We start from the raw sequence: 20,112 nt of genomic DNA, 5'->3' as shown, positions 1-20,112 counted from the left end.
CCGCGAACACCGGCGCAGCCGGTGCCATCCACCGCGTCGCCTGCTTCGCGGGTGAACCCGCTCCCACAGGGGCCCCACCAGCTGAAGGAATGCGCCATACCTGTGGGAGCGGGCGCGCCCGCGAACACCGGCGCAGCCGGTGCCATCCACCGCGTCGCCTGCTTCGCGGGTGAACCCGCTCCCACAGGGACCCCACCAGCTGAAGGAATGCGCCGTACCTGTGGGAGCGGGCGTCCGCGAACACCGGCGCAGCCGGTGCCATCCACCGCGTCGCCTGCTTCGCGGGCATGCCCGCTCCCACAGGGGCCCCACCACCTGAACGAATGCACCATACCTGTGGGAGCGGGTTCACCCGCGAACACCGGCGCAGCCGGTGCCATCTACCGCGTCGCCTGCTTCGCGGGTGAACCCGCTCCCACAGGGTCACCTCCAGCTGACAAAGTGCGCCGTGCCTGTGGGTTTCCAGTGCCCAGACCAATGGCTGGCTTGCTTTTACCGCTCCACGGGCATAGCGTTCGGAAGCTTTCTTTTCCGTGCCCAGGAGCAACTCCATGTACACCGGCATCGTCCAGGCCGTCCGCCCTCTGCTTGATGTGACCACCTACCCGGGCCACAACCAGTTCACCATAGACCTCACCCCGGAATTGCTCGACGAGCTGAAGATCGGCGCCAGCGTCAGTGTCGAAGGCACCTGCCTGTCGGTCACCGAAATCAACGGCACCCAGGTCAGGTTCGACGCCATGACCGCCACCCTCGAGCGCACCAACCTGCGCAACTTCAAGGCCGGCCAGGGCGTCAACATCGAACGCTCGGCGAAGATGAACGCCGAAGTCGGCGGCCACCTGATGGCCGGCCACATCGCCACCACCGCCGAAATCGTCGAGCTGTCGATCAAGGAAACCGGCGCCTTCATCAAGTTCCGCATGCCAGCGGAATGGGGCAAGTACGTGTTCCCGCGCGGTTTCATCGGGGTCAACGGCTGCAGCCTGACCGTAGCCGATGTCGAGGACAACGTGATCACCATCAACCTGATCCCGGAAACCCTGCGCCAGACCACCTTCCCCAGCTACAAAGCCGGCGAACTGCTCAACATCGAAGTGGACCACCAGACAATGGTGCTGGTCGATGTGGTGGAGCGCACCATCAAGAGCACCCTGGCCCGCGAAATGCCTCGCTGAGTTCCCGAGGATGCTGCCCAACACCCTCCCCGCGCGCACTGCCAAGCGGCTGCGCCTGCAGATTCTGCGTGGTCGTGTCGGCCTCGGCCTGGTCGCCGGCCTGTCCGTACTGGCCGGCATGACCGATGCCATCGGCCTGCTGGCGCTGGGCGACTTCGTGTCATTCATGAGTGGCAACACCACGCGTCTGGCCGTCGCCATCAGCGATGCGGACCTGGCCCTGGTGCTGCGCCTGAGTGCTGCAGTGCTGAGCTTCGTCATCGGCAACGCCCTGGGCGTGCTGCTGGCGCGCGCGTTCCGTCGTCGGGCCTGGCCGGTGCTGCTGGTGGTCGCGGCCCTGCTGGGTTTTGCAGCCGCATGGCCCTTGGCAGCGACCTTGCCCGCGCTGCTCGCCGCCACACTGGCCATGGGCATGATCAACGCCGTGGTCGAACAGGTGAACGGCCTGCCCATCGGCCTGACCTACGTCACCGGCGCCCTGTCACGCTTCGGTCGTGGGCTGGGGCGCTGGCTGCTGGGCGAGCGGCGCAATGGCTGGCGGGTGCAACTGGTGCCTTGGGCCGGCATGCTGCTGGGCGCCGCGCTGGGTGCCTGGCTGCAGCACCACCTGGGCCTGCAGGCGCTAGCCGGCAGCTGCTCGCTGGCCTGCGTGCTGGCCCTGGTGTCGCGGTTCATTCCACGGACGTGGCAGCGTGGCTACATGCCACACTGATCACTCGATGCGCGGGTGCTGCTGCACCAGCAACTTGCGCTTGGCCTCCAGTTCGGCAATCTGCGCATCGATGTCCTCTATCCTTTGCTCGATGTTGTCGTGGTGCTCCTGCAGCAGCTCACGCGCTTCCTCGATATCCGATGCTGCCGGTGCCGCGCCGCGCAGCGGCTTGTTGGCGGTTTCCTTCATGGTCAGGCCGGTGACCAGCCCCACGGCGGCGATCACCATCAGGTAATAGGCCGGCATGTACAGGTTGCCAGTACTTTCCACCAGCCAAGCGGCGATGGTCGGGGTGAGGCCGGCGATCAGCACCGAGATGTTGAAGGCGCTGGCGAGGGCGCTGTAGCGGATGTGCGTGGGGAACATTGCCGGTAGCGTCGAGGCCATCACGCCGATGAAGAAGTTCAGCAGCACGGCAATGATCAGCAGCCCGGCAAAGATCACCCCCAGTACGCCGCTGTTGATGAGCATGAATGCCGGAATGGCCAGCGCGAACAGGCCGACGCTGCCGACGATGATGAACGGTCGGCGGCCGAACTTGTCGCTGAGCAGCCCGATCATTGGTTGCACGAACAGCATGCCGACCATGATCGCGATGATGATCAGCACGCCATGGTCTTCGCTGTAGTGCAGGTTGTGCGACAGGTAACTGGGCATGTACGTGAGCAGCATGTAGTAGGTGACGTTGGTGGCGATCACTACCCCGATACAGGTCACCAGGCTGCGCCAGTGTTGGGTGGCGACCTCCTTGAAGGAAACCTTGGGCCCGGACGCCAGGCCTTCGCGGTCGCCCTGCTCCAGCTTGTCGACATGCTGCTGGAAAGCCGGCGTTTCCTCCAGAGCATGGCGCAGGTACAGGCCGATGATGCCCAGCGGCAAGGCGAGGAAGAACGGCAGGCGCCAACCCCATTCGAGGAACTTTTCCTCACCCAGCACCGTAGAGATCAACACCACCACACCGGCACCCAGCACGAACCCGGCAATCGAGCCGAAGTCCAGCCAACTGCCGAGAAACCCCCGTTTTCGGTCCGGGGCATATTCGGCGACGAAGATCGACGCGCCGGTGTACTCGCCCCCCACCGAGAAGCCCTGGGCCATCTTGGCCAGCAGCAACAGGATCGGCGCCCAGATACCGATGCTGGCATAGGACGGTATCAGGCCGATGGCAAAGGTGCTGAGCGACATGATCACGATGGTCGCAGCGAGGATTTTCTGCCGCCCGAACCGGTCGCCCAAGGCACCGAAGAACAGCCCGCCCAGAGGCCTGATCAGAAACGGCACCGAGAACGTGGCCAACGCCGCGATCATCTGCACGCTTGGGTCGGCATTGGGGAAGAAAACCTTGCCCAGGGCGTAGGCGACGAAGCCGTAGACGCCGAAGTCGAACCACTCCATGGCATTGCCCAGTGCCGCCGCGGTGATTGCCTTGCGCATCTTGCCGTCGTCGACGATGGTGATGTCCTTCAGGCCGATTGGCTGGATGCTTTTCTTGCGAGGTTTCATGTCCGTATCCCTGTCGATGAATGCTCTAAGGGATGAGATACGACGGGACACTAAATAATTCAGCGCTTACGGGTTTTTTGTATTTTCCTCACCGGTTGCGGCGCAAGCAAAGAAAAGCCGCTGCGATGGCAGCGGCTTGCATGGGCAACGGCTCGCGGTCAGATGCCTTCGCGGGCCAGGTCCATGGCGAAGTAGGTGAGGATCAGGTCGGCACCGGCACGCTTGATCGCGCCAATGCTTTCACGCACCACCCGGCCTTCATCGATGGCGCCAGCCAGGCCACCGAACTTGATCATCGCGTACTCGCCGCTCACCTGGTACGCCGCCAGCGGCAGGCGCGAGGCTGCACGGATATCGGCGATCACGTCGAGGTAGGCACCGGCCGGCTTGACCATCAGTACATCGGCGCCTTCCTGCTCGTCGAGCAGCGACTCGCGCACGGCTTCGCGGCGGTTCATCGGGTTCATCTGGTAGCTCTTGCGGTCGCCCTTCAGCGCGGTACCACCGGCTTCACGGAACGGGCCATACAGCGACGAGGCGAACTTGGTGGAATAGGCCATGATCGCGGTGTCGTGGAAGCCGGCACCATCCAGCGCGCTGCGGATGGCCTGGACCTGGCCGTCCATCGCCGCTGACGGGGCAATGAAATCGGCACCTGCAGCAGCGGCGATGACCGCCTGCTTGCCCAGGTTGGCCAGGGTGGCGTCGTTGTCCACACCGTGGTCGTGCAGTACGCCGCAGTGGCCGTGGCTGGTGTATTCGCAGAAGCAGGTGTCGGACATCACCACCATTTCCGGCACGGTGTCCTTGCAGATGCGTGACATGCGCGCGACCAGGCCGTTTTCGTTCCAGGTGTCGCTGCCGACGGCGTCCAGGTTGTGCGAAACGCCAAAGGTCATCACCGACTTGATACCAGCGCGGGCATAGCGCTCGATTTCCTGGGCCAGCAGCTTCTCGGGAATGCGGTTGACCCCCGGCATGCTGGTGATCGGCACGAAGTCATCGATACCCTCTTCGACGAAGATCGGCAGGATCAGGTCTTCAAGGCGGAACTCGGTTTCCTGGAAGATCGTGCGCAGGGACTCGTTCTGGCGCAGGCGGCGTGGACGAACGGACGGGAATTGGTTGGACATGACAGCTCCAGGGAATTTGAACGGCGTATACCTTATGCCTGTCGCGCGCCAGTGAAAAGGCCGGATGACGAGATATTGTCTTGCGTCAACAGCAACAAGCCTGCAATGGCCCTATCGCTGGCAAGCCCTGGCCTTGCCTTCAAGGCATGCGCAGGTCCTGTAGGAGCAGCCTTGTGCTGCGAAGGGGCCATTACAGCCGAAGGTGATGTGTTGCCTTGCAGGCCTCTTCGCAGCACAAGGCTGCTCCTACAGAGAACTGTGCAGCCCTCAAGGCAACATTTTACTGAAGCCAGGGCGGCGCAGGCTCCTCTGCCCTGGCCGCCCCATGCTCAGCCTCGGCCCGCGCGGCTCGCCGGCGCGCATCATCCAGCCGGGCCGCATCGATCTCGCGCATCACCCCGGCCACGTCAGCCGCCTGCTCGTCATCCTCGAACAACCCCGTCAGTGGGCTGTCCGGGCGCAGTTCGCCCGCCTCGTACAAGGCCCACATTTCCTGCGCATACCGGGTACTTTTCAGCTCCGGCGCAAAGCGCCCGAAATAATGGGCCATGTTGGCCACATCGCGCTGCAGCATGCTGAAGGCATGGTTGTTGGCCGCTGCATCCACCGCCTGCGGCAAGTCGATGATCACCGGCCCGTCCGGGCCAAGCAGCACGTTGAACTCCGACAGGTCGCCGTGCACCAGCCCGGCACACAGCATCAGCACGATCTGGCGAATGACAAAGGCATGGTACGCCCGGGCTTCCTCGGCTTCGAGGTGTACGTCGTTCAGGCGCGGGGCCGCGTCACCGTCGGCATCGGTCACCAGCTCCATCAACAGCACGCCGTCCTGGAAATCGTAGGGCCTGGGAACCCTCACGCCAGCGCCGGCCAGACGGAACAGCGCCGCCACTTCGGCGTTCTGCCAGGCGTCTTCGGCTTCCTTGCGGCCGTACTTGCTGCCCTTGGCCATGGCCCGGGCCTGACGGCTGTTGCGAACCTTGCGGCCCTCCTGGTACTCGGCAGCCTGGCGGAAACTGCGCTTGTTGGCTTCTTTATAAACCTTGGCGCAGCGCACCTGGCTGCCACAGCGCACCACATACACGGCGGCTTCCTTGCCACTCATCAACGGCCGCAGTACCTCGTCGACCAGGCCGTCTTCGATCAGGGGTTCGATTCTTTTGGGTGTCTTCATCAGGCTGCGTTCGGGGTCCTGGCTGTGATGGCGGACATCCTCTCACAGCCTGATGCGACTTGCTCGTCTGTCTTCAGGCCGAGCGACTCAAGCGCCCTGCCCTACGCTGCCAACCACCGCCTCGCGCGCCCGGCGCCGTGTGACCAGAAGGCCCGAACACACCACCAGTACCGCCAGCACCATGGTCGATACTACTTCCAGACGGTGATCCGGGCGGAACAGCATCAGTACCAGCACGCCGCTGATGAACAGGATCACGCCCCAGGTCAGCCATGGGAACAGCCACATGCGGTAGCCCAACGTCTTGCCCTGTGCAGTCAGGCGCTGACGCAGGCGCAGCTGGGAAACGGCGATCACCAGATACACCAGCAGGGCAATGGCGCCGGAGCTTGCCATGAGGAAGCCGAACACCTTGGCCGGGACCAGGTAATTGGCAATCACCGCCAGGAAAGCTGCGCCTGTGGACAGCAGCACAGCCACCACAGGGGTGCCGCTGCGGCTGGTCACCTGGGCACAGGCCGGCGCATCACCGCGGCGGCTCAGCGAGTAGACCATGCGCGAAGCGGTATACAGCGACGAGTTGAGGCAACTGGTCACCGACGTCAGCACCACGAAGTCGATGATGGCCTTGGCATTCGGCACGCCCAGGGTGTCCAGCACCGTGACATAGGACCCTTCGGTGGCCAGGCGCGGGTCAGTCCACGGCACCAGCGCGATGACGATGAAGATCGACAGGATATAGAACAGCGTGATCCGCCAGATCACCGAGTTGGTGGCCTTGGAAATATGCTTGCCCGCCTCATCCGATTCGGCTGCGGCAATGGTCACCACTTCGGCGCCGAGGAACGAGAACATGGTAATCAGCATGGCGCTCAGCACCGCACCAAAACCGTTGGGCATGAAGCCGCCACTGTCCCACAGGCGCGACACGCCGCTGACACCGGAGCCTGGCAGCAGGCCGAAGATGGCGCATACCCCCAGCGCGATGAAGCCGACAATGGCCACCACCTTGACCAACGCCAGCCAGAACTCGAACTCACCGTAGTTCTTCACGCTGAACAGGTTGGTGGCGGTCAGCAACAGGGTAATCACCAACGACAAGACCCAGATCTCCAGCTGCGGGACCCAGGAATTGATGATGGTGGCGGCGATATTGGCCTCGATGGGGATGATCAGTACCCAGAACCACCAATACAGCCAGCCGATGGTGTAGCCGGCCCATTTGCCGATGGCGAGGTCGGCATAGGTAGAGAACGAACCGGTGTCCGGTGAAGCAACGGCCATTTCGGCCAGCATGCGCATCACCAGCACCACCAGCGCGCCGGCCAGGATATAGGCCAGGATGGTGGCGGGCCCTGCCTCGGCAATCGCACGGCCGGAGCCGACGAACAGGCCGGCACCGATCACGCCGGCAATGGACAGCATGGTGACATGCCGGGATTTCAATCCATGACTCAAATTGTTCTTGTGGGTTTGCATGGCGCTACCTTGTTGTTTTTGTCATGCCCACGCTGGGGCCGCCGGCTTGCACGTCACCGACGCAGGCGCGAAAAAGCCCGCCCTGCCCTAGATGGTGAGTAGGGCAGTACGGGTTGAGGAAAACGAAACCGCAGGGCGTATTACGGGTAGGTCAGCCGGCAGCCCGCTGACGAGGCGCCAGGTCGGCCTTGGGGAAACTGCCGCCCTGGCGACCGACCTGCTCGCATACCTTGTCGACGATGTATGCGCCGATCGGGATGGCGGAGGTGGCGGCCGGCGACGGTGCGTTGCACACGTTGACGCTGCGAGCGGTGTTGACGAACAGGAAGTCGTCGATCAGCTTGCCGTCACGCGATACGGCCTGGGCACGCACACCGGCCGGATAAGGCGTGAGGTCGGCCTTGGTGATGCTCGGGCAGTATTTCTGGACCTGCTTGAGGTAGCCACCCTTGAACAGCGAGTTCTTCATCTCGATCAGGCCTGGGCGGAAGTTCTTCGCCAGCACCTTGAGGATGCCGGGGGTGGTCAGGGTCTGGAACAGGTCGGCCGGGCTGACATCGCGCTTGCGGTAACCCTCGCGCTTCATTGCCAGCACGGCGTTGGGGCCAACGGTCACGGTGCCGTCGATCATGCGAGTCAGGTGCACACCCAGGAACGGCATGGACGGGTCGGGAATCGGGTAGATCAGGTGGTTGACGATCTGGTTGTGCTGCTTGGGCAGCAGGTAGTACTCGCCACGGAACGGGCAGATGACGAACTCGGTCCGCAGGCCCAGCATGCTCACCACGCGGTCGGCCATCAGGCCCGAGCAGGTCACCAGGAAACGGCTGCGCAACTCATCGTCATGATGGTCGCCACGCGTGCGCACGACCACTTCGCTGGCCAGCTCCTGCAGGCCGACCACCTCGGCGCCATAGCGGATCTCACCGCCGGCGCGCTGGAACTCGGCGCCCATGGCCGCAGTCACTTCGGCGTAATTGACGATACCGCTGGAGGGCACGAAGATGCCGCCCATGCCAACGATATTGGGCTCGCGCTCGCGCAGTTCGGCCGCCGACAGCCAGTAGCGCTCCAGGCCATTGGCCGCGGTGCGCTCCCACAGCGCCTTCATGCGCTGCATTTCCAGGTCGTTGGTAGCCACCAGCAGCTTGCCGCATTCATCGAAGCGGATACCGTGCTGGGTGCAGAAAGCCTTGGTGGCCTTGTTGCCTTCCAGGCAGAAGCGCGCCTTGAGGCTGCCGGGGGTGTAATACACGCCGGCGTGGATCACGCCGCTGTTGTGGCCGGTCTGGTGGCGGGCCGGGCCGGACTCTTTCTCCAGCAGGAGAATCTTCGCATCCGGGTAGACCTTGATCAGGTGCATGGCCGTGGACATGCCCACAATGCCACCGCCAATGATGATGAAATCGTACACAGCCTTACCTCACACGCAGGCATTGCCTGACTGGCTCACCAAAGCCCGCGCGGGCCCTGGTGGCATCGTTTTGTGCAAAGACGCGTGGGCGGGCGCCCGCCCCGCGCCCTGTCATTATTGCCCGCGCTGGTACAGCGGTTTGGGGAAGGCCACGTAACCGCGCTGGCGCATCAGCTCGCGGCGCAGGCCTTCGTGCGGCGTGAAGCGGTCGCGGCCATGCAGCCAGAACAGGTTGTTGATCAGCAGGAAGCTACCCACGCCGACCGGTACCGAAAGCTTCTTCTCGCTGCCTTCCAGCGATTCGGACAAGGCGTTCAGCCAGATGCCCTCCTCGTAGTTTTCCGGCTGCACGAACTGGTCGATGTAGCGCATGGTCGGGCGGCCTTCGGCATCGGTGTCGAATACCGAGTGGAACACATCTTCGGACACCTTCTTGCTCGGCGGTGCGGTCCAGCGCATTTGGCGACGGGCCAGCGGGTGGCGGAAGAATTCGTCGCACTGCTCCCAGTCGTCCAGGTGCAGCAGCAGCGAGTTGCCGCCTTCCATGTTCTTTTCGTCAATCTTCAGCATCAGCACGTAGTCGGTGATCTGGTTGACGAAGGTGCCGTCGTTGTGCAGCTCCATGACCCGGTGCGGCTGGCGCAGGTAGCTGTCGGAGTTGTCGGTGTTGACCACCACGAAGCGGGCATAGAACTGGCCGCTCATGGCGTCGTAGTTGGAGCGGCCGATCAGGTGTGCGCAGGCGGTGGTGAACTTGACCATGTCCTCGGCCTGGCTCACGTCATCCAGGCCGACCGGGGTGATCAGCATGCCGCCGCTGGCGCGGTTGAGGATGGTATTGAGCAGCACCGGCCGCAGGGTGCCCTGGCACAGGTCGTCGAGGATCTCGCCAACCCGGAAGCGCAGGAACGACTTGTACTCCAGCGCCTGCACCGGCCACTGGGCAACAGCCTGGACGAACGCTTCGACCGTTTCGCGGGCAAAGGTGAGCTCAAGCAGGCGCGGCGACTGTTTCGAAGGGGCGATGGTGTAACCACGCGGCTCGAGCGGCAGTGGCATCACAAGTTCGTCGATCTGCGTAAAAGCGTTCATGGCAGTGTCCTGGCAGAAAAAATGAGTAGCGCCGTCCGGTCATGACCTGGATCAGTGCGGGCGAGCTAAAATTATCGCCATAAACGCAAAATGTCTACATTTTTATTTTTCAAAGACAGAATGCATTTTTGTCCATTGTTTTTCGCCGGCGAACGCTTTCGGTATGATCGTCAAAACCGTTTGAGGAACAGGACTTTGGAAGCGCTCGCCCCCCGACAAAACTCAGCATTCAGCGGGTATGAGAGGCTCAAGAAGGACATCATCCGCGGCGTGTTCAAACCCGGCGAAAAGCTGCTGATGAGCACCCTGAAGGAGCGCTACGACCTGGGCGTGGGCCCGCTGCGCGAAGCACTGTCGCAGTTGGTGGCCGAGCACCTGGTCAACGCGATCAGCCAGAAGGGCTACCGTGTGGCGCCCATGTCGCTGGACGAGATGAACGACATCTACGATGCCCGCGCCAACCTGGAGGCGATGATCATCACCCTGGCCATCGAGCGTGGCGACGACGCCTGGGAGGCGTCGGTACTGGCCCACTCGCATACCCTGGCCAAGGTGGTGGAAGTGAAGACCCGCGAGCAGCGCCTGGATGTGTGGGACGAACGGCACAAGGCATTCCACACGGCCATTGCCTCGGGCTGCGGCTCCAAGCACCTGCTGCAGGCGCGCACTTACCTGTTCGACCAGGCCGAGCGTTACCGGCACCTGTGGCTGACCCAGACGGTGTTTTCCGAACAGGCCCTGGAGCTCAAGCGCCAGGAGCATGCGGCCCTGGTGGAAGTGATTCTGGCCCGGGACGCCAAGCGCGCCAGCGCCATGATGCGCTCGCACCTGATGACTCCGGTGCCGATCATTGCGCAGATCATGCATGCCGAGGGTATCGGCGCACGCTAGAGGGTTGCTTTGTATTCCTCAGGGCCCTATCGCCGGCAAGCCAGCTCCCACAGGTACTGCGCTGCCTTCGGGGCCTGTGGGGTCTCTGTGGGAGCTGGCTTGCCGGCGATAGGGCCAGGGCAGGCAAAACGCGCCAGATGAATTTTTCTTAAATCGCCGTTTGGCTATTCTTTGGCACAATCAAGTCTCCATTAGATGCCCGGGAACCAGCATGCCTCGCGTACTGACCATCGAAGACGACGCCGTCACCGGCCAGGAAATCGTCGCCGAACTTACCAGCCACGGCCTTGAGGTGGATTGGGCCGACAATGGCCGTGAAGGCCTGGCCAAGGCCATTGCCGGCGGCTACGACCTGATCACTCTGGACCGCATGCTGCCCGAGGTCGATGGCCTGACCATCGTCACCACGCTGCGCAACCTCAAGATTGCCACGCCGATCCTGATGATCAGCGCCCTCTCCGACGTCGACGAGCGTGTGCGCGGCCTGCGTGCCGGGGGTGACGACTACCTGACCAAACCGTTCGCCTCCGACGAGATGGCCGCGCGGGTCGAAGTGCTGCTGCGCCGCAACAGCGTACCCATGACCCAGACCCGCCTGCAGGTCGCCGACCTGCAACTGGACCTGATCAGCCACGAAGCCCGCCGTGGCGAACAGACCCTCAACCTGCTGCCCACCGAGTACAAGCTGCTGGAGTACCTGATGCGCCATAGCGGCCAGGTGATCACACGGATGATGATTTTCGAGGAAGTCTGGGGCTACCACTTCGACCCGGGCACCAACCTGATCGACGTACACATCGGTCGCCTGCGCAAGAAAATCGACTCGCCCGGCCAGTCGCCGCTGATCCGTACGGTACGGGGCTCCGGCTATGCCATTGCTGAACCCGTCTAAGGGCTGGAGCTCCTCGACCAGCCGCCTGCTGGCGCTGTACAGCTTTCTGTTCGTGGCCTGGAGCAGCATCCTCATGGGGGTGCTGTACTTCGAGGTGTCCAGCTACCTGAACAAACTCACCCGCCATTCGATGCTGCAGCGCCAGCACCTGTTCGCGCACATGAGCGGCAAACAGCTGGACGACGCCCTGGTCGCCAGCCAGGCCTTCGAGGAACGCAGCTTCGACGCCTACGGCCTGTTCGACAACCAGCTCAACCCGATCGGCGGGCGCATTCGCGCCATCCCGCCAGAGCTGGGACTGGACGGCAAGGTTCACGAACTCAAGCGCTGCCTGGACGCCGACGACCCGCACATGCCGCGTGACAGCTGCGACGCGGTGGCGATCAAGGTGCAGGATGGCCGCTGGCTGGTGCTGGTGCGCGACAACGGCTCGCTGTTCGTGGTCACCCGGATCATCCTGCATGCCCTGCTTTGGGGGATCTCGCTGACCCTGATCCCGGGCTTTGCCGGCTGGTACCTGCTGAGGCGCCGCCCACTCAAGCGTATCCGCGCGATCCAGGCCCAGGCCGAACTGATCGTCGCCGGTGACCTTACCCACCGCCTGCCGCTGTCGGCCCGGCGCGACGAGCTGGACATGCTGGCAGCCATCGTCAACGCCATGCTCGACCGCATCGAGCGGCTGATGCACGAGGTCAAGGGCGTGTGTGACAACATCGCCCACGACCTGCGCACCCCGCTCACGCGCCTGCGCGCCCAGCTGTACCGCATTCGCCAGCAAAGTGACGCTGACTCCACCCAGGCCGAGGCACTGGACCAGGCCATTAGCGAAACCGACACCCTGATGGCGCGTTTTCGCGGGTTGTTGCGCATCAGCGAACTGGAAGACCGCCAGCGGCGGGCCGGTTTCGTCCAGCTTGACCCGCACGAGTTGCTGGTCGAGCTGCACGACTTCTACCTGCCGTTGGCAGAAGATGGCGGCATCCGCCTGGAACTGCAGCAGCCGGCCGAACTGCCGGCATTGCATGGTGACCGCGAACTGCTGTTCGAGGCACTGGCCAACCTGGTGGGCAACGGCATCAAGTTCACGCCCGAGGGTGGGCTGGTGCGGATAGCGGCGACGCAGGACGACCAAGGGCTGCACCTGGCCATCGAGGACAGCGGGCCGGGTATTCCGGAAGAGGAACGTGCGGCAGTGCTGAAGCGCTTCTACCGTAGCGATGAGGGCCACCGCCATGCGGGGTTCGGGCTGGGGTTGTCGATCGTTGCGGCGATCGTCGACCTGCATGGGTTCGGGCTGGAAGTGGGGGAAAGCGAGCTGGGTGGGGCCAGGTTGGTGTTGCACTGCCCGCTTGCGGGCCTGATCAAGTAAAGGCCAGGGGCCGCCATGCGGCCCATTCGCAGCACAAGGCTGCTCCTACAAAGGGAACGCGTATCCTTGTAGGAGCAGCCTTGTGCTGCGAATGGGCTGCAAAGCAGCCCCAACTGCACCGATCAGTCAGCCAGACGCCAGGTAGTCCCACCCTTGCTGTCTTCCAGCACCACACCCATGGCGGTCAGCTGGTCGCGAATGCGGTCGGACTCGGCCCAGTTCTTGTCCGCACGCGCCTGCAGGCGCGCCTGGATCAAGCCCTCGACCTCCGCGGCATCCACCTTGCCTTCGGCCCCTGCACGCAGGAAGTCATCGGCTTCCAGCTGCAGCACACCCAGCACGTCACCCAGCTCGCGCAGGCGACCTGCCAGGCCGGCAGCAGCCTCCACGTCGCTTTCGCGCAGGCGGTTGATCTCGCGCACCAGGTCGAACAGCACGGCGCAGGCTTCGGGGGTGCCGAAGTCGTCGTTCATGGCCACGCTGAAGCGCTCGACAAACTCTTCGCCACCCTTGGCCGCCACCCGTGGCAAGCCACGCAGGGCGTGGTAGAAGCGCTCCAGCGCGCCCTTGGCGTCGCGCAGGCTGTCTTCCGAGTAGTTGATCGCGCTGCGGTAGTGGCTGGCCACCAGCAGGTAGCGCACCACTTCCGGGTGATACTTCTCGAGCACGTCGCGAATGGTGAAGAAGTTGTTCAACGACTTGGACATCTTCTCGCCATTGATACGAATCATGCCGCAGTGCATCCAGGCGTTTGCGTACTGCTTGCCGGTGGCCGCCTCGCTCTGGGCGATCTCGTTCTCGTGGTGCGGGAACTCCAGGTCGCTGCCGCCGCCGTGGATGTCGAAGCTTTCACCCAGGCAGCAGGTGGACATCACCGAGCACTCGATGTGCCAGCCCGGACGCCCCGGGCCCCATGGCGACTCCCAGCTCGGCTCGCCCGGCTTGACGCCCTTCCACAGCACGAAGTCCAGCGGGTCCTGCTTGGCTTCGTCGACCTCGATACGGGCACCGATGCGCAGGTCTTCGATCTTCTTGCGCGACAGCTTGCCGTAGCCGACGAACTTGCCGACGCGGTAGTACACGTCACCATTGCCCGGGGCATAGGCATAACCCTTGTCGATCAGGGTCTGGATCATCGCGTGCATGCCGGCGATATGGTCGGTGGCACGCGGCTCCTGGTCCGGCGGCAGGATGTTCAGGCGGCGCTCGTCTTCGTGCATCGCGTCGATCATGCGGGCGGTCAGGGCATCGAAGCTTTCGCCGTTCTCGTTGGCCCGGTTGATGATCTTGTCATCGATGTCCGTGATGTTGCGCACGTAGGTCAGCTCGTAGCCGCTCTTGCGCAGCCAGCGGGTGACCAGGTCGAAGGCCACCATGCTGCGGCCATGGCCCAGGTGGCAGTAGTCGTACACGGTCATGCCGCACACGTACATGCGCACCTTGTTGCCATCCAGCGGCTTGAAGGTTTCCTTCGTTTTGCTCAGCGTGTTGTAGATGGTAAGCACGGCGGTTCCTCAGCTGCCCCAGGAGTCACGCAGGGTGACAGTGCGGTTGAACACCGGGCGGCCCGGCTGGCTGTCCTTCAGGTCGGCGCAGAAGTAGCCTTCGCGTTCGAACTGGAAACGGTCCTCGGGCTGCGCCTGGGCCAGCGACGGCTCGGCGCGGCAGCCGCTGAGCACCTGCAGCGAGCCTGGGTTGATGTTGTCCAGGAAGCTGCCGCCCTCCTCGGTCTTTTCCGGGTTCGGCGAGCGGAACAGGCGGTCGTACAGGCGCACTTCGCACTCGACGCTGCCCTCGGCCGGTACCCAGTGGATCACGCCCTTGACCTTGCGGCCTTCCGGGTTCTTGCCCAGGGTGTCCGGGTCGTACGAGCAGCGCAGCTCGACGATGTTGCCGTCGGCATCCTTGATCGCCTCGTCGGCGCGGATCACATAGCTGCCGCGCAGGCGCACTTCACCGGCCGGTTCCAGGCGCTTGTAGCCCTTCGGCGGCTCTTCCATGAAGTCGTCACGGTCGATGTACAGCTCGCGGGCGAACGGCAGCACGCGCACGCCCATGTCTTCCTTCGGGTGGCGCGGCAGTTCGAGCTGCTCGACCTGGCCTTCCGGATAGTTGGTGATGACCACTTTCAGGGGGCGCAGCACGCACATGGCGCGCGGTGCGGTGCGGTCCAGGTCGTCACGGATGCTGAACTCGAGCATCGACATGTCGACCACGCCGTCGGAACGGTTGGTGCCGATCATTTCGCAGAAGTTGCGGATCGAAGCCGGGGTGTAGCCACGGCGACGGAAGCCGGACAGGGTCGACATGCGTGGGTCGTCCCAGCCTTCGACGTGCTTTTCGTCGACCAGCTGCTTGAGCTTGCGCTTGGACGTGATGGTGTAGTTCAGGTTCAGGCGGCTGAACTCGTACTGGCGCGGGTGCGCCGGCACCGGCAGGTTGTCGAGGAACCAGTCGTACAGCGGACGATGGCCTTCGAACTCCAGGGTGCAGATCGAATGGGTGATGCCCTCGATGGCGTCCGACTGGCCGTGGGTGAAGTCGTAGTTCGGGTAGATGCACCACTTGTCACCGGTCTGGTGGTGGTGGGCATGGCGGATACGGTACAGGATCGGGTCACGCAGGTTCATGTTCGGCGAGGCCATGTCGATCTTGGCCCGCAGCACGCGCTCGCCATCCTTGAACTCGCCGGCCTTCATGCGCGCGAACAGGTCGAGGTTCTCGTCAACGCTGCGCTCGCGGAACGGGCTGTTCTTGCCCGGCTCCTTGAGGTTGCCACGGTATTCCTTGGCTTGCTCGGGGGTAAGGTCGCAGACGTAGGCCTTGCCACGCTTGATCAGCTCGACCGCCCAGTCGTGCAGCTGGTCAAAGTAGTCGGAGGCGTAGCGCACATCGCCGGCCCAGTCGAAGCCCAGCCACTTGACATCGCTCTGGATGGCGTCGATGTACTCCTGGTCTTCCTTGGCCGGGTTGGTATCGTCGAAACGCAGGTGGCAGACGCCCCCGAATTCCTTGGCCAGGCCGAAGTTGACGCAGATCGACTTGGCGTGACCGATGTGCAGGTAACCATTGGGCTCCGGCGGGAAACGGGTGACGATGCTGCTGTGCTTGCCCGAGTCCAGGTCGGCCTGGATGATCGGCCGCAGGAAATTCGCAGGGACAGCGGGGGCGCCTTTGGCAGCGGCGTTGGGCGCGTTGTCGGCAGTGGGCTTGCTCATAGGATCCTTGAATGCACGTGTCCGGCCTGGGTAGGCCGATTGAATCAAAGGGCCTATCATAGCCGAAGCAGCCAAGCTGCTGACAGTCGGGCCCGGACAAACTGGCGTGATTTATCACGGCTTTTTGCCGCAGCCTGGCAAAATGGCCAGTGCGCGCCATGTGTCGCGATCGCCTGATCCTGCGTCAGGTGATGACCCGCGCCCTGCGCACCCTAATTCCGATTGCCTTGAAAGAGCGAGTTTCAGCATGTCCAAAGTCAAACTGAGCACCAACCACGGCGACATCGTCCTGCAACTGGACGCCGAGAAAGCGCCGCTGACTACCGAAAACTTCGTTCAGTACGTCAAGGACGGCCACTACAATGGCACCGTGTTCCACCGCGTGATCAAGGGCTTCATGATCCAGGGCGGCGGCTTCGAGCCTGGCATGAGCCAGAAGAAGACCCGCGCCAGCATCCAGAACGAAGCCGACAACGGCCTGAAGAACAAGAAGTACAGCATCGCCATGGCCCGTACCATGGAGCCGCACTCCGCCTCGGCGCAGTTCTTCATCAACTCGTCCGACAACGACTTCCTCAACCACAGCGGCAAGAACGTTCAGGGCTGGGGCTACGCGGTATTCGGCGAAGTGATCGAAGGCCGTGAAATCGTCGACGCCATCGAAAAGGTCGCCACCGGTTCCAAGGCTGGCCACCAGGACGTGCCGAAGGACGATGTGATCATCGAGAAAGCCGAGATCGTTGAGTGATCCTGCTGATCTCCGATCTGCACTTGCAAGAAGAACGCCCGGACATTACCCGGGCGTTTCTTGATCTGCTCGATGGCCGTGCCCGCCACGCCAAGGCGTTGTACATCCTTGGCGACTTTTTCGAAGCCTGGATCGGCGACGATGCCATGACGCCCTTCCAGCAGTCGGTCTGCCAGGCCATGCGTCGGCTGAGCGACAGCGGCACGGCCATCTACCTGATGCATGGCAACCGTGATTTCCTGATCGGCCAAGCCTTCTGCGACGCTGCGGGCTGCACGTTGCTGCACGACCCCAGCGTGATCGAGCTGGGTGGCGAGCAGGTGCTGCTGATGCATGGCGATACCTTGTGCACCCGCGACCTGGCCTACATGAAAATGCGCCGCTTGCTGCGCAACCCGCTGAGCCTGTGGGTGTTGCGGCACCTGCCGCTGTCGGCCCGCTACAAGCTGGCACGCAAGCTACGCAGCGAAAGCCGCTCGCAAACGCGGATGAAGTCCACCGAGATCGTCGATGTCACGCCAGAGGAAGTGCCGAAGGTAATGGCGGCGCATGGTGTACGTACCTTGGTGCATGGGCATACCCATCGGCCGGCGATACACAAGCTGGTGGTCGACGGGCAACCGGCACGGCGTATCGTGCTGGGCGACTGGGACCGCCGTGGCTGGGCCTTGCAGGTTGACGAGCAAGGCTTTCAGCTGGCGCCGTTCGAGTTTTCCTGACCGACCGAGGCACCTTCTTCGCGGGCATGCCCGCTCCCACAGGTACTGCACCAAGGCTGCAAGCGGTGCGGTACCTGTGGGAGCGGGCGAGCCCGCGAAGAGGCCGGTATGCCCTACTGCTGGACCACCGCCCCCTTGTCCCGCTCACTGATCACCACTTCCCGGTACTCCGGGTCAGCCTTGATCTGCGCCTCGGTAAATGGAATCACCGCCAGTTGCCCGGCCGCAAACGCCTTGGTCTGGTCACCGGCATGCACCGACGCCGCTTCACTCGACTGGGAAAACGCCAACAGCCCACGGGCCTGCGGCCCCTTGTCGGTAAAGCTGACCAGTTGCAGGTAGCTGGTACCACTGACCACCAGCCGCTTGCCCTGCCCGTGCGGCACGCTGTAGATCGCGTTGTACACGCCCAACGCCTGCGGGCCACCCGGCACCGGCGTACCATCGCCCGCCTGTTGCACCTGCCCCCAGCGCACCTCCCCTGCCATACCGCTGTCACGCACCTGCTCGAGCGACGCCAATGCGGCCTGATGCAACAGCTTGCGCACGGCCGCCTGCTCGACCGCCAACCCGCGCGGGGTGTGCTGCGGATCGGCAGGGTCAAAGGCCACCCGCCAGCTTTGCGGGTGCTCGGCCAGGGCATCGTACAGGTTCTGGAAATGTATCAGCCCAATGCCACTGTCCAGGTCAGCCTTGCCATTCCAGGCCGCCAGGCTGCTGCATACCGCCCGCACATCCGCATCGGCGCCCTTGCACCACTGCAGCAGGTCAGGCAGTAGCAGGCTGGCCAGGTAGACCTCGTCATCGGTCACCATGCGCTGCAGGTCGTCAGCGCCCAGGCGGGCCGTACCCTGCAGGCGTTGCAGGGCAAAGCGGCCACGCATGCCCAGCGGCTGGTCACTGCGGCTGACCAGCGGCGAATAACCGGTCAGCGGCTGCGCCGGGTTGGCCATCCAGGCCGGGTCGTTGGAGTTCTGCACGAAATCCTCGCGTTCCAGGCTCGGCAGCAGCCGCGCAGGGAAAATCCCCGGCTGTGCGGCCTGCGCATCGACCTTCCACTGGCATGCGCTGCGTGAGCCATCCAGTACCACCAGGCGCCCCTGCGCCTGCGGGTTGCTGCACGCACTCAGCAGTTGCTGATCCACATAAGGCACCACTGACTGGTTCAGGTACAAGGCCTTGCCTGCCGGGTCTACCGCCAGCGTGTTGACCCAGGGAATACCCTGCAGCTGTTCGATCGAGCCTTTCAACGTAGCCAGGCTGTCGGCACGGTTGATCTGGTACCACTGCTGCAACACCCGGGTGTTCTCGAGGTTGGCGTCGCGCAGGCTGTAGGCAGCATGTGCATCCCAGTCCAGGCGCCCCGGCCATTGCACCACCGGGCCGAATTGCGAGCTGTAGACCTGGCGCTGCACCTGGCTCAGGCTGCCATCCTCGGCCTTTACCGCAACACTGACGGTTTGCCGGGCCAGCGGCAGCGACTTGCCATCGAGCAGGTAGCGGGTCGGGTCCTTGGGGTCGAGTTGCAGGCGGTACAGGGTGAAGTGATTCGACGTATCGACGGTGTGCGTCCAGGCCAGATGCTGGTTGAAGCCAATGTTGACCACCGGCAGGCCCGGCAATGCCGCCCCCATGACATCGAGCTGGCCGGGAATGGTCAGTTGCATCTGGTAGAAACGCATGCCGCCCATCCACGGGAAATGCGGGTTGGCCAGCAACAGACCGCGGCCATTGGCCGAACGCCGGGCCCCGACAGCCACCGCATTGCTACCGCGCTCCGTGGCAAAACGCTGCTGCCTGGCCAGCGCCGCGGCAAACCCTGCCGGCGCCGGCTGGCTGGCCTGCGTTGGCGGTTGCGCCCCGGCCAGCGCTTCGACGAACTGCCCGACACCGCCTTCGGCGAGCAGCCGACGGGTCAGCCTGACCAGGTCCTCGCTGCTGATCGCCCGCAGCCACTCGCCGGTGCCACATTCGGCGGGCAACCCCTGGCTGCGGCGCTCGGCCAGCGCCCGGTTGAACCCGCTGGCATAACCTGCCAGCAGCGCCCGTACCGGTGCCGGCTGCGCCTGCAAGAACGCATCGACTGCCGCCGGAGTGTTGAGCCAGGTGAAGAATACGTCGCTGGCCAGATTGTCACGCTGCTCAAGGGTCTTGCCCTTGGCACCGAAGTAGCGTGAACGCTCGCCACTCACGGTCAGCACTTCATTGGCCAGCAGGCACAAGTTGTCCTGGGCGTAGGCGTAGCCGATGCCATAACCCAGGCCGCGCTCGTCCTTGGCCACGATGTGCGGCACACCGTAAGTGGTTCGGCGAATCTGCGCACTGGCATCGGCTGCGGCGGACTGCACCGGCACTGCGCCAACGCTGAAGGCTACCAGTGCGGCGGCCAGGCCAGCGCAAGTCATGGGACGGGAAAGTGGAAACACAGGCACTCCTCGGCTTCGGGGATCATCCCGATCAGACGAATGGCCAAATGAAAATTTTACGTATTACAAGGCAATGGAACGTCTTGAACAGAACCAGATTTTTTTTTGCGAGTGGGCTGCAGTTTTTCCGTTCTCATTCGTCCTAGTAAGTGAGGCACCCAAAT

The 20,112-nt window shown here is 63.6% G+C and carries 16 protein-coding genes; 7 read left to right on the top strand and 9 right to left on the bottom strand.

Translation table 11 applies throughout. The annotated features are described in order from the left end of the window. Positions 1 to 551: 551 nt before the first annotated feature. Positions 552 to 1,178 (top strand): riboflavin synthase, encoded by a 627-nt coding sequence (locus CAG18_RS07555; protein ID WP_061552621.1) that lies wholly within the window; start codon positions 552 to 554, stop codon positions 1,176 to 1,178. Between the two features lie 10 nt (positions 1,179 to 1,188). Then, entirely contained in the window at positions 1,189 to 1,890 is a 702-nt protein-coding gene (locus CAG18_RS07550; RefSeq protein ID WP_013972898.1) for a YoaK family protein, read from the top strand. On the opposite strand, the gene proP is transcribed toward CAG18_RS07550, so the two are convergent. The 6 genes from proP to glaH all read right to left on the bottom strand — a co-directional run bounded on the left by proP (position 1,891) and on the right by glaH (position 9,685). Beyond that, positions 1,891 to 3,393, bottom strand: coding sequence for a glycine betaine/L-proline transporter ProP (gene proP / locus CAG18_RS07545; RefSeq protein WP_038409740.1), 1,503 nt, complete (start codon positions 3,391 to 3,393; stop codon positions 1,891 to 1,893). A gap of 158 nt (positions 3,394 to 3,551) precedes the next feature. Continuing rightward, on the bottom strand, positions 3,552 to 4,526 hold the full coding sequence (gene hemB, locus CAG18_RS07540; protein ID WP_013972900.1) for a porphobilinogen synthase: 975 nt from the start codon (positions 4,524 to 4,526) through the stop codon (positions 3,552 to 3,554). 280 nt (positions 4,527 to 4,806) lie between these two features. Then, positions 4,807 to 5,700 (bottom strand): PA4780 family RIO1-like protein kinase, encoded by an 894-nt coding sequence (locus tag CAG18_RS07535; RefSeq protein WP_015270627.1) that lies wholly within the window; start codon positions 5,698 to 5,700, stop codon positions 4,807 to 4,809. Positions 5,701 to 5,787: 87 nt separating this feature from the next. Next, the gene (gene gabP / locus CAG18_RS07530) at positions 5,788 to 7,179 is read right to left on the bottom strand and encodes a GABA permease (RefSeq protein WP_023661037.1); all 1,392 of its coding nucleotides are present in this window, start codon (positions 7,177 to 7,179) and stop codon (positions 5,788 to 5,790) included. Positions 7,180 to 7,330: 151 nt separating this feature from the next. Further along, positions 7,331 to 8,593 carry an L-2-hydroxyglutarate oxidase gene (gene lhgO, locus CAG18_RS07525; protein WP_003260140.1) on the bottom strand — a complete coding sequence of 421 codons (1,263 nt, stop codon included), beginning with the start codon at positions 8,591 to 8,593 and terminating at the stop codon, positions 7,331 to 7,333. 114 nt (positions 8,594 to 8,707) lie between these two features. Continuing rightward, positions 8,708 to 9,685, bottom strand: coding sequence for a glutarate dioxygenase GlaH (gene glaH, locus CAG18_RS07520; RefSeq protein ID WP_085720687.1), 978 nt, complete (start codon positions 9,683 to 9,685; stop codon positions 8,708 to 8,710). Positions 9,686 to 9,880: 195 nt separating this feature from the next. Here glaH and csiR point away from each other — a divergent pair, with 195 nt between their 5' ends. The 3 genes from csiR to CAG18_RS07505 all read left to right on the top strand — a co-directional run bounded on the left by csiR (position 9,881) and on the right by CAG18_RS07505 (position 12,837). After that, positions 9,881 to 10,576: a DNA-binding transcriptional regulator CsiR gene (gene csiR, locus CAG18_RS07515; protein WP_015270630.1), complete on the top strand. Its 696-nt coding sequence runs from the start codon at positions 9,881 to 9,883 to the stop codon at positions 10,574 to 10,576. Between the two features lie 211 nt (positions 10,577 to 10,787). After that, on the top strand, positions 10,788 to 11,468 hold the full coding sequence (locus tag CAG18_RS07510; RefSeq protein WP_013972905.1) for a response regulator transcription factor: 681 nt from the start codon (positions 10,788 to 10,790) through the stop codon (positions 11,466 to 11,468). Then, complete coding sequence (locus tag CAG18_RS07505) at positions 11,446 to 12,837, top strand: HAMP domain-containing sensor histidine kinase (RefSeq protein WP_085720686.1); 1,392 nt, start codon at positions 11,446 to 11,448, stop codon at positions 12,835 to 12,837. Before CAG18_RS07510 ends, CAG18_RS07505 begins: the two co-directional genes overlap by 23 nt. Before the next feature lie 122 nt (positions 12,838 to 12,959). Here CAG18_RS07505 and cysS read toward each other — a convergent pair whose 3' ends face one another. Further along, the gene (gene cysS, locus CAG18_RS07500; protein WP_039614231.1) at positions 12,960 to 14,342 is read right to left on the bottom strand and encodes a cysteine--tRNA ligase; all 1,383 of its coding nucleotides are present in this window, start codon (positions 14,340 to 14,342) and stop codon (positions 12,960 to 12,962) included. Between the two features lie 9 nt (positions 14,343 to 14,351). Next, positions 14,352 to 16,055, bottom strand: coding sequence for a glutamine--tRNA ligase/YqeY domain fusion protein (locus CAG18_RS07495; protein ID WP_039614230.1), 1,704 nt, complete (start codon positions 16,053 to 16,055; stop codon positions 14,352 to 14,354). A 247-nt stretch (positions 16,056 to 16,302) separates the two neighbouring features. On the opposite strand from CAG18_RS07495, the gene CAG18_RS07490 reads away from it, so the two are divergent. Together CAG18_RS07490 and CAG18_RS07485 are read left to right on the top strand one after the other, a co-directional pair. Next, the gene (locus tag CAG18_RS07490; protein WP_003259195.1) at positions 16,303 to 16,803 is read left to right on the top strand and encodes a peptidylprolyl isomerase; all 501 of its coding nucleotides are present in this window, start codon (positions 16,303 to 16,305) and stop codon (positions 16,801 to 16,803) included. Then, positions 16,800 to 17,522, top strand: a complete 723-nt coding sequence (locus CAG18_RS07485) for a UDP-2,3-diacylglucosamine diphosphatase (RefSeq protein WP_013972909.1) — start codon at positions 16,800 to 16,802, stop codon at positions 17,520 to 17,522. The genes CAG18_RS07490 and CAG18_RS07485 overlap by 4 nt, the downstream gene beginning before the upstream one ends. Positions 17,523 to 17,635: 113 nt before the next feature. Here the strand turns inward: CAG18_RS07485 and CAG18_RS07480 are convergent, their stop codons facing one another. Then, complete coding sequence (locus CAG18_RS07480) at positions 17,636 to 19,948, bottom strand: acylase (protein ID WP_085720685.1); 2,313 nt, start codon at positions 19,946 to 19,948, stop codon at positions 17,636 to 17,638. Positions 19,949 to 20,112: the final 164 nt, after the last annotated feature.

The sequence above is a fragment of the Pseudomonas sp. B22(2017) genome (genome assembly GCF_002113105.1).
Taxonomy (GTDB): Bacteria; Pseudomonadota; Gammaproteobacteria; order Pseudomonadales; family Pseudomonadaceae; genus Aquipseudomonas; species Aquipseudomonas asiatica.
This window is presented reverse-complemented; position numbering and strand designations above follow the sequence as displayed.